The 10,059-nt window shown below is 36.7% G+C and carries 5 protein-coding genes; 3 read left to right on the top strand and 2 right to left on the bottom strand.

Features of this window, described 5'->3' with window-relative positions:
* The 3 genes from E1140_RS05235 to E1140_RS05225 all read left to right on the top strand — a co-directional run.
* Nucleotides 1–5,194 (top strand): T9SS type B sorting domain-containing protein (locus E1140_RS05235; RefSeq protein ID WP_185153437.1); only part of this gene is annotated, 5,194 nt, incomplete at its 5' end.
* A 5-nt stretch (nt 5,195–5,199) separates the two neighbouring features.
* A complete protein-coding gene (locus E1140_RS05230; protein WP_155179857.1) occupies nt 5,200–6,537 on the top strand; it encodes a PorP/SprF family type IX secretion system membrane protein in 1,338 nt (445 codons plus the stop codon).
* Nucleotides 6,538–6,560: 23 nt separating this feature from the next.
* Entirely contained in the window at nt 6,561–7,979 is a 1,419-nt protein-coding gene (locus E1140_RS05225) for a right-handed parallel beta-helix repeat-containing protein (protein WP_155179853.1), read from the top strand.
* Between the two features lie 203 nt (nt 7,980–8,182).
* Here the strand turns inward: E1140_RS05225 and E1140_RS05220 are convergent, their stop codons facing one another.
* A complete protein-coding gene (locus E1140_RS05220) occupies nt 8,183–9,793 on the bottom strand; it encodes a hypothetical protein (protein ID WP_155179848.1) in 1,611 nt (536 codons plus the stop codon).
* Between the two features lie 15 nt (nt 9,794–9,808).
* Nucleotides 9,809–10,059 (bottom strand): hypothetical protein (locus E1140_RS21650; RefSeq protein WP_221412640.1); only part of this gene is annotated, 251 nt, incomplete at its 5' end.

Raw genomic sequence — 10,059 nt, 5'->3', positions numbered from 1 at the left:
TTTTAATAATGTAATTTATAACTGCGCAGCAGGTGGTCTCTTTTGTGATGATAGAGGAACAACTCCCGGTGTCACATTTGAATGGTATAACAATACAGTAATTGATGTCTCCAGATATGGCTTGTATCTACTTAGTACGGCCTCTAAGAATAATAAATTCTATAATAATATTATTGTTAGTGACGGGTCTACTGGTTTCAAATTCACAAGTAAGCATAGAGACTCCGAATTGACTCAAGGTAACAACATACAAACGAGCAACATAAATTCACTCAACTTTCAAGATGCTGCAGCAAAAGACTTCAGGTTAACAACCAACTCAACTAGCGCTATTGACCAAGGTATAGACCTAACTTCTTCCGGGGTGACCTTTGACTACGATGGAAATCCAAGGCCTTCAGGGTCAAATTTCGATATTGGAGCTTTTGAACGATCATCTTCAAATCCAACAGCTAATGCTGGCACAGACAAGTCTGTTACTCTTCCTTCTAATACGGCAATATTAAATGGAAGTGGGTCATCACCTACAGGAACAATTACAAGTTATGCCTGGATCAAACTTTCTGGAGGTGTAGCATCACTTCAAAATGCAGGCACTAAAGATTTAACGGTTGGAAACCTTGAGGTAGGCACATACCAGTTTCAACTTACCGTCACTGACGATGGAGGAAAAACGGCATCAGACATAGCAATTGTAACAGTATCTTCACCACCTAACGAAGTGCCCACAGCGAATGCCGGCTCAGATAAGATTATTACATTACCCACCAATTCAACAACCATTAACGGTTCAGGCTCTGATCCAGATGGAAGCATTTCAAGTTATAGTTGGATTCAAGTTTCTGGACCATCCTTCAATTCTACAGGAGCAAATAGTGCCACTCTGCAACTCACTAATCTTATAGAAGGGATATATGTATTCAAACTTACTGTTACTGACGATGATGGAGCTACTGATAATGATAATGTGACAATAAATGTTCAAGCATCCGCAACAAACTCACCCCCTACGGTTGACGGAGGTGAAGATCAAAATATATTTTTACCCAGCAACTCAACAACACTCAGTGCTATTGCAAGTGACACTGATGGAACAATTGTTAGTTATCTATGGGAGAAAGTATCAGGTTCAACTGTTACTCTCTCCAACGCAACGACATCCGTTCTAACTATTACTAATTTATTAGAAGGTCCTTATGTTTTTAAAATTACCGTTTCCGATGATGATGGTGCAAAAGCTTCTGACAATATTTCAATAAATGTGTCATTATCAAACCAGTCGCCAACATCAAATCCAGGATCCGATAAATCAATTACTTTACCTACTAATACAATTAACCTAAACGGATCAGGTGTTGATGCCGATGGAACTATTATTTCTTATGAATGGATAAAGATCACTTCTTTAACTGCAACATTAGTTAATGCTAGTTCTTCTGCACTGACTGTTGAAAATATGGAGGAAGGTACGCACGTGTTTGGTCTTACTGTTACCGATAATGAAGGGGCCACTGGTTATGCCGAAGTAACTGTCACAGTTAATGCAGGGCCCGTTAATGCTTCACCACAAGCAGATGCCGGCCCAGACTTAAACATTACGTTGCCAACAGCAAACGTCTTAATTTCTGGTTCAGGCAGTGACTCTGATGGATCAATTGTTACGTATTCATGGACCAAGGTTTCTGGACCCTCAGTTATTCTCAATAACTCTAATTCATCTGATTTAAATTTAACTAATATAGAAACTGGTTCTTATGTTTTTTCAATTACTGTTACAGATGATGACGGAGCTTCTGACATTGACCAAATGTCTATGGTAGTTTTTCCGGCAAATGTAAACCAATCTCCATTAGTTAATGTTGGTGAAAACAGAATATTAACCCTTCCATCGAATTCAATTACTATAACTGCTTCCGTCTCTGATCCAGATGGATCTATTGAAAATTATGAATGGACAAAAGTAACAGGTGGTGATGTAACACTTAGCCAAAACCAAGAGTCTCTTATATTGACAAATTTGCTTGAAGGTGTATATACTTTTAAGCTTTTGGTAACTGATAATTTGGGAGCTACAAGTTCAGACCTTGTTACTCTAACTGTACTTGGTTCCAACCAGGCACCAACTGTGGATGCAGGTATTGATCGATACCTTATCCTTCCAGAGAATAGCATTTCAATTAAGGCTAATGCAGAAGACATAGATGGCACCATCACAAACATTAACTGGCAAAAAGTAAGTGGAGCTAGTGCCACCTTAGCCAATACAACTTCTTTTACACTTCAAGCTTCAAATCTTGTTGAGGGTCTTTATACTTTTGAGGTGACTGTGACTGATGACAATGGATCTTCTGACACTGACCAAGTAAATCTAACTGTACTCCCTGTAGGTAGTAGTCAACTACCTATTGTTGAGGCAGGCCCAGATCAAATTATATTTTTACCAACATCCACTGTTTCAATATCAGGCACAGCTACAGATCCAGATGGTATCATAACTAGCTATGAATGGACAAAAACAGGTGGATCAGGGGATTTAGAAAATTCAACGAACCCTGTAGTTACAATTAAAAATTTGGAACTAGGGCAAAGCACATTCAAACTAACTGCAGTGGACAATAGTGGTGCATCTTCCACAGACAATGTAACAGTAACAGTAAACCCCTCAACTACGAATCAACCTCCAACTGCCAGCGCTGGAGGAAATAAGAATATACAATTACCAACCAACAGTGTAACATTAAGTGGGTCTGGGACTGATATAGATGGCTCTATTGATTCTTATAACTGGTCAAAAATTAATGGTGGAAGTGCTACATTTAGTAGCACAACAAATGGAGTTACAAATGTTTCCAACTTATCAGAAGGATCCTATACTTTTAGGTTAAATGTAACTGATGATCAAGGGGCAATAGCAAGTGATAATGCGATCGTCAATGTTCTACCAGCAGATATAAATAAATCTCCTATATCAAATGCTGGGCCCAATCAAACCCTTGTTTTACCACAAAATTCAACAAATCTTTTGGGTCAAGGTAATGATGCTGATGGATCTATAGCTTCTTATAAATGGAGCAAAGTGTCAGGTCCCAATTCATTTAAGTTAATAAATGATGGCCTACCCACGGCTACTATTGAAGATTTGGTAGAAGGTATCTACGTTTTTAATTTAAGCATCACTGACAATGACGGTGCCACAGGAAATGATCAAACTACTATTACTGTGAGTCCTGAGGGAGCTAACTTACCTCCAATTGCTGATGCCGGAGGTAATCAATTTATTTCACTACCAACTAATACTATCACTTTATATGGTGCCGGTAGCGATAATGATGGGTCAATATCGAGCTATTTATGGACTAAGAGCAGCGGAGCTAGTGCAGATCTAAATAACACAACTACACCTACTCTGACAGTATCAAATATGGTCGTAGGAAGCTATGAGTTTAGATTAAGAGTAACAGATAATGAAGGAGCTACCAATGACGACTTTGTCAGTGTAATTGTAGTCTCTGAGTCAGTAAATATTCCTCCCGTAGTTACCGCTGGAACTGACAAGATCATATATTTACCGTTATCGAGCACAACAATTTTGGGTCAAGCGAGCGATCAGGATGGTACAATTATAGACCGACAATGGTCTCAAATTTCAGGATCTGCTACTAGCCTTTCAGGCATTAATTCTAACAGCCTAGTGATTTCAAACCTATCGGAGGGTTCATATGAATTCAGACTGACGGCTGTTGATGATAAAAATGCGAGTGCATACGATGAGGTTTCTATAAATGTTCTCTCTGCTGACTCCAATCAAGCTCCAATGGTTGATGCTGGTGAAGATGTAAATATTTATTTGCCAGAGAATAGCGCCTTACTGGATGCAACAGTTACTGATAATGAAGGGAATATAAATGAGTTTTTATGGAGTAAAGAAAGTGGCCCTACTGCCACTTTATTGACAGATAATCAAGAAGATTTAGAACTTGAAGATCTAATAGAAGGAATATATACTTTTGAACTTACTGCAACAGATGAAGCTGGTATATCAGCTTCTGATCAGGTGACCTTAACCGTTTTTCCAATTGGGACAAATCAACCTCCCTTAGTTGATGCCGGTAAAGATAGTACCATTTTCTTGCCACAAAACAACATTACAATTTTTGGCCTGGCGACAGATAATGATGGCTCAATAGAAACCGTTTCATGGTCTTTAACAAATGGTCCGACACAAGTGGTCCTGACAGGAGCAGATACTGAGACTCTTACTGTAGAAAACCTAATAGAAGGAAACTACACATTCCAATTGGAAGCTATTGATAATTCAGGAGCTTCTGGAACTGATGAAATACAGTTAACCGTGAATTCTGAATTGCCCAATCAACCACCACTTATTTTTGCTGGAGCCAACATGGAACTTACTTTACCAATTGAAACAATAACATTGAATGCCACTGCTTCTGACGAAGACGGAACTGTTGAATCAGTTTTCTGGCAACAATTTCAAGGGGAAGAAGTAACAATAAGTTCTACTTCAACACTAGAAACCGAAATTTCAAATATTTTAAATCCTGGTGTTTATGGTTTTAGAGTCACTGCTACTGACAATGAAGGAGCCCTAGGGGTAGATGAAATTCTACTATTTGTTTTTGACCCTGACAATAGAAAAAGTCCCATTGCTTTTGCTGGAGAAGATATAGTTTTAATCCCACCAAATACTTCCTTAGAACGAACTGGTGTTGCTACTGATCCAGATGGCACAATAGAAGATTATATTTGGAGGCAAACAAGTGGTGATGCACTTAACTTTGAATACATAGACTCAGTACTTTATGTAACAGATGCCCCTAAGGGAAGCTATAAGTTTGCCTTTGAAGTAATTGATAACGATACATTAAGCGCATTTGATGAGTTTGAATTAAGGGTAACAGAATTTGAAAATGCTTTAAATCCACCCATGTTTTTCTCTCCAAATGGCGATGGCATAGGAGACTTCTGGGAAATAGAAAACATCGAGGTCTACGAGACATGTAAGCTTACAGTGTTCAGCAGAAGTGGAGTAAAGGTATTTGAAGCGGAGCCATATGCTAACAACTGGGACGGAACTTATCGTGGAACAAAAGTCTCAGATGGCGATTATTATTACATTTTTCAATGTAACGGTGAGAATATTAAATCAGGAGCTTTAAGAATAATTAGATAGTCGCTATGAAAAAAATAATTATCTCTTTATTGCTGATTTTATCTGTTTCAAAAATTATTGCTCAGCAACTGCCCATATTTTCTAATTACATTTTTGACCCATATTTGTACAATCCTGCTTTTGTAGGAAGTAATGATGTTACAGAGTTTAATCTTATACACAGACAGCAATGGGTTGATATACAGAATTCTCCTGTTACCTATGGTGCTAATGCACAGATCAAACTAAACCCAAGAATGTCGATTGGTATAAACTTGATCAATGATGAAACCATTCTGCTGTCTAGAACCTCAGGGCTTTTAACCTATGGCTATAAGGTTCCTTTAGGTAACAACCATGCTCTTGGGTTTGGACTTTCATTGGGTGCTTTTTATAATCAATTAAATTTAGATGATCTTGAAGCTATCAATGATCCTGCTTTGTTAAATGCTGAGGTGAATAACTTCAATATTGATGGACAATTTGGTTTTTATTATCAAAATAAAGGCTTTAAACTAGGCTTTGCCCTACCCCGACTATTCAAAACAGATCCATTTATAGACACAAGTTTTGATGAAATTGAATATTCAGAGCTAGCCAATAGGATTATTACTGGTTCTTACTTTTTAGAGTTGGGTCCTCTTTTAAATGTTATGCCTTTCGCCCATTACAGAATGACAGAGGACCGTGCTGATTTTTTTGAAGCTGGCGGGCTCTTTGGCTATAAAAACATCTTAAAGCTGGGTGGTTTCTATCGACAAGATGTAGGTCCAGGTGCGCTATTTCAGATTTCGATAAAAGACAAGTTTGATATATCATATGCATATGAGTATGCTTCAGCACAAAATCTAGCATACTCTGGAGCTACACATGAATTTCAATTCAAAATAAGGTTGGCTAAAAAGATTAAAGCACGACCAAGGAAAGAGCCTATAAAGAAGTATACAGATGAGAAGCAAGTCATCGATCAAGCTCCAACAATTAAGGAACAGAATATTGAACCCAAAACAGATAGTATTGAAGATACTTACACCAAGTCTATTGTTTCAAAAACAGAAATCAATGACAACATTACTCAAGATAATACTGAAAATGAAATAGTGACACCCCAAGAATTTGAACCTACTATTAAGGGTTACTATGTTGTAGTAGGATCATTCGCTTTGGAGAGTAACGCGAAAGGGTTTCTCAACAAGGTAATAAAAGACTACCCGGAGAGTAAACTAGGGTATAATAAAGAAAAAGAGTACCATTTTGTGTACATTTATACTATTCAGCCAAGCGAGAAATCAATTGAAACAGTGGAAAGAATTCGTAGAGAGACAGGATTCTCAGATACTTGGTTTATGGAAATAAAAGATTGATAATAAAGTTAACATGTAATAAAATGATCAAGCAAGCCCTAATACTATCATTTATAGTCCTTTTTGCAGCCTGCAATGATGATGATGACCCAAAGGGGTCGGACGCAGTTCCATCTGAGCTTTTAGGCTGTAGCGACCCAAGTGCTATAAACTTTGATTCCAACATAAGGTTCTCTGATAACTCATGTGAATACACTCCGGTAAGTTGTGAAGAATGTGATTTTGTTTTGGACCCGGAAGTATATGGATATAATAATGATGATTTAAAACTACCCCCAGGATCAAAGATATGCATACCTGCTGGCACCAGAAGTCGAGCTGCTTTTTTTACTAATTTTAATGGGACAGAAGACAAACCTTTCATTTTTACAAATTGTGATGGTCAAGCTTTGATCGTCACCACAAGTACCGCTGGTGTTCGCTTTTATGAGAGTAAGCACGTAAGATTTACAGGAACAGGATCAGGTGATGACTATGGTATTCAAATCGATGCTAAAGATTTTGGTTTTGTAGCTGAAAATAGATGTAGCGACTTTGAAGTAGATCACATAGAGGTTCTTCAATCAGGAAACTCAGGAATTTCAATACGCACCAACCCTACCTGTGCTGACGGGGTAATAGATAGAAGTAATTTTACTCAATACAATACACTTGTTCATCATAACAAAATATCAAACACAAAAAATGAAGGCTTTTATATAGGAGGTTCTCACTGGCATACTGGGTTAAAATATGATTGTGATTTAAACCAGTTGGAACCTGAACTTAAGGGAGTCAGGATCTACAACAACCTATTGCAAAATATAGGAAGAGATGGTATACAAGTAGGTAGTGCCGTAGAAGATTCAAAAATTTTCAACAACGTGATCGATGGTTTTGGAACAAATGGAGAAGCAGCTCACCAAGCTGGGATTCAGGTTAACCCAGGCACAACTGGAGAAGTCTTTAATAATTATGTGGGCAATGGAACTGGTAGAGGTATATTCCTTCAAGGATTTGACCTTTTAGTTTATAACAACATAATTATGGACACTGATAGAGACGGAATGTATGCTACTGACAGAGACCCAAAGCCAGGGACAGGATTTTACATTATTAATAACACTTTCTACAATATAAAAGGTGATATGTTGAAAATCAGTTCGAATCAGACTTCAAATAACGTGATGTATAATAATGTAGGTCTCAACGTTACAGGTATAATAATGAAGCCCGATGCCAGCAATGTAAATGTTGACTTACAAAACAACGTGTTGTCCAATGACTTGGATGACATTCAATTCAACAATCCAAATGAACGAGATTTTAACTTCAAATCAACCTCACCCCTAATTGATAGCGGGAGAAGCATTTCTGACTATAGCATTGACTTTGATTTTCTGTTTCAAACAAGAACAGTTAATGAAAGGCCTGATATTGGTGCGCTTGAAACTCAACAATAAATTTAAAGCTTTTATTCTACTTGAGTAACCTTATATTTTACTAAAATTATTCTTTTATTAATAAAAAGACTTTAAACTGAGCAATCACAAGCTTGTATAATTGACATGTTCAAGGTGGTATGCTTATACTTCCCATTAAACTTAGAGAGAAGTTATATGCAGCAGTGTAAAATCTTTATTAATGTAAAGTGCATTTATTAGGATCACTCCTTTCTTACATAAACTTCAATTACCTCAAGTGTATTCCGTCTAGGAGCTTGAAATACATCTATCTTTTTATAATGCTGTTTGAGAGCATCCTGTAGTTCATATGGGTAGAAATTATTTAGATTTGGAATAATTTCAAATAAAACTAAGTCATAGTAATCACTTTCAATGCGCTTTCTAAAAAAATTAAGTTCACGATCAAACATGGCTACATTTAAATGATACCATAACGGTTGACCAACTTCCAACTCATATCCTAGAGTATGAGCCAAAGGAGTTAACTCCGACATATTCAATACTTTCGGACTTCCGTTTTCTACAGACTCTAATTCTAAAAGCCTCTGAATTCCTGCAATAGTTTCTTTAGGCATATAAACTTTATCAAATGCCTTAAAGGGAGACAGGACCCACGTTGATTTGTCTAGAGCAGTTGTATCCTCTTCCAGTTTATATGTATTTATGGAAATAACCTCACGCGCATCTTCCTTAGATGCCTCTAATTTTGGAAAAACTCTATCTATTATACGATTAGCATACTTCCAGTATACCCCAGACCACCAAAAAAATATAATTAGCACAAATGGTAAAAGAATTCTAATTCGGCTAAAATCTAATTGGTCTTTGATAAAGTACACTATGAAAATAAATGCAAAACTGTGAAAGTATATATTGCCATCTGGTGGTGTATAACTAGTAACTTGCAACACCATTGCCTGCCCTAAGATTGCCAGCGTCAATATAATAAAGAGAGTGGCTTTTTTTTCATCTAAAAAATATTGCCAACTCTTAATCTTGGCAATAAGTATAAATAAAATAATAGCTAAGTATAACTTTAAAAACAGTGACTTTTGCATCACCTCATTAATAATATCACTTAGACTAAACCTAGAATAATGAGGCGCTTGCCCATAGTTAAACCAATAATTAAATTCGTAAGGAAGAATAGGTCCAATGAACAAAGCACTTACAATGATTAAATATAGTACATAAAAACCGACCGCTTTAATACTCTTAGTGGCCACCGAGTAATAAAGGCTTAATATTCCTGTAATAAGTACCGCGAAAGCACCACCATCTTGCTTAGTAAAAAACGATAGGAAGGCAAACAGAGCTGCTAGAAAAAGTGATAAGTGATGCTTCCATCCATTCTTTGTAATACCATGTAATAGGAAAGCTATGCTTACAATTTCAAATACAATAACAGAGTGATTGTACCATGGCCAAAAATTGAAAAATGAATATGATATTACAAATAGAAAAACACCCAGAAAACGTAATCCAGGCTCTAGTCCTAATGAGTTTAAAATTGATCTAAATGAGAAACCGGCCAGCAAATTATACAACACTTGCGATTTCACCAATGTACCCAGATAAGGTCCAAAGATTTTAAAAAACATAGCCGGAATAAGCCAGAAGGCATACCCCATTGGTAAGCCAAAATCCTTAAAAGGCACCTGCCCTTGGTAGAGTCTATACGCCCCTTCCCACGTAAGAAAAATATTTATTCTATATGGATATGTAAAGAAAATAGGGAAAAGTGCTAGAGAAACAATAATTAAAAACTCTAAAACATTTATATGATTTGTCTTCAACTTCTTAAAATTCACTCTTCTACGATTTAATTATGATCCAATTATTAATCTTGATTTCTTACCTAAAAGCCTTTTCATGACATAAATTGCCCCAACGCTAAGTCCCAGCGTTATAAGTAAGAATAAGATCCAGTCAAACAACCCATTTGGTAACTCCTCGCCAGTGAGCCTAAAATTTACTTTTCTCAGCACTAAAATAAAGTAGAAATGAATAAAATAGATACCAAAGCTATAATCCGCCATTAATGACAAAAATATAGATTTAAGACTAAGTCTTTCGC

Source organism: Fulvivirga lutimaris, from assembly GCF_009711525.1.
Taxonomy (GTDB): Bacteria; Bacteroidota; Bacteroidia; order Cytophagales; family Cyclobacteriaceae; genus Fulvivirga; species Fulvivirga lutimaris.
Note: the sequence above shows the minus strand (reverse complement) of the source record. Positions and strands in the feature narration are given on the sequence as shown.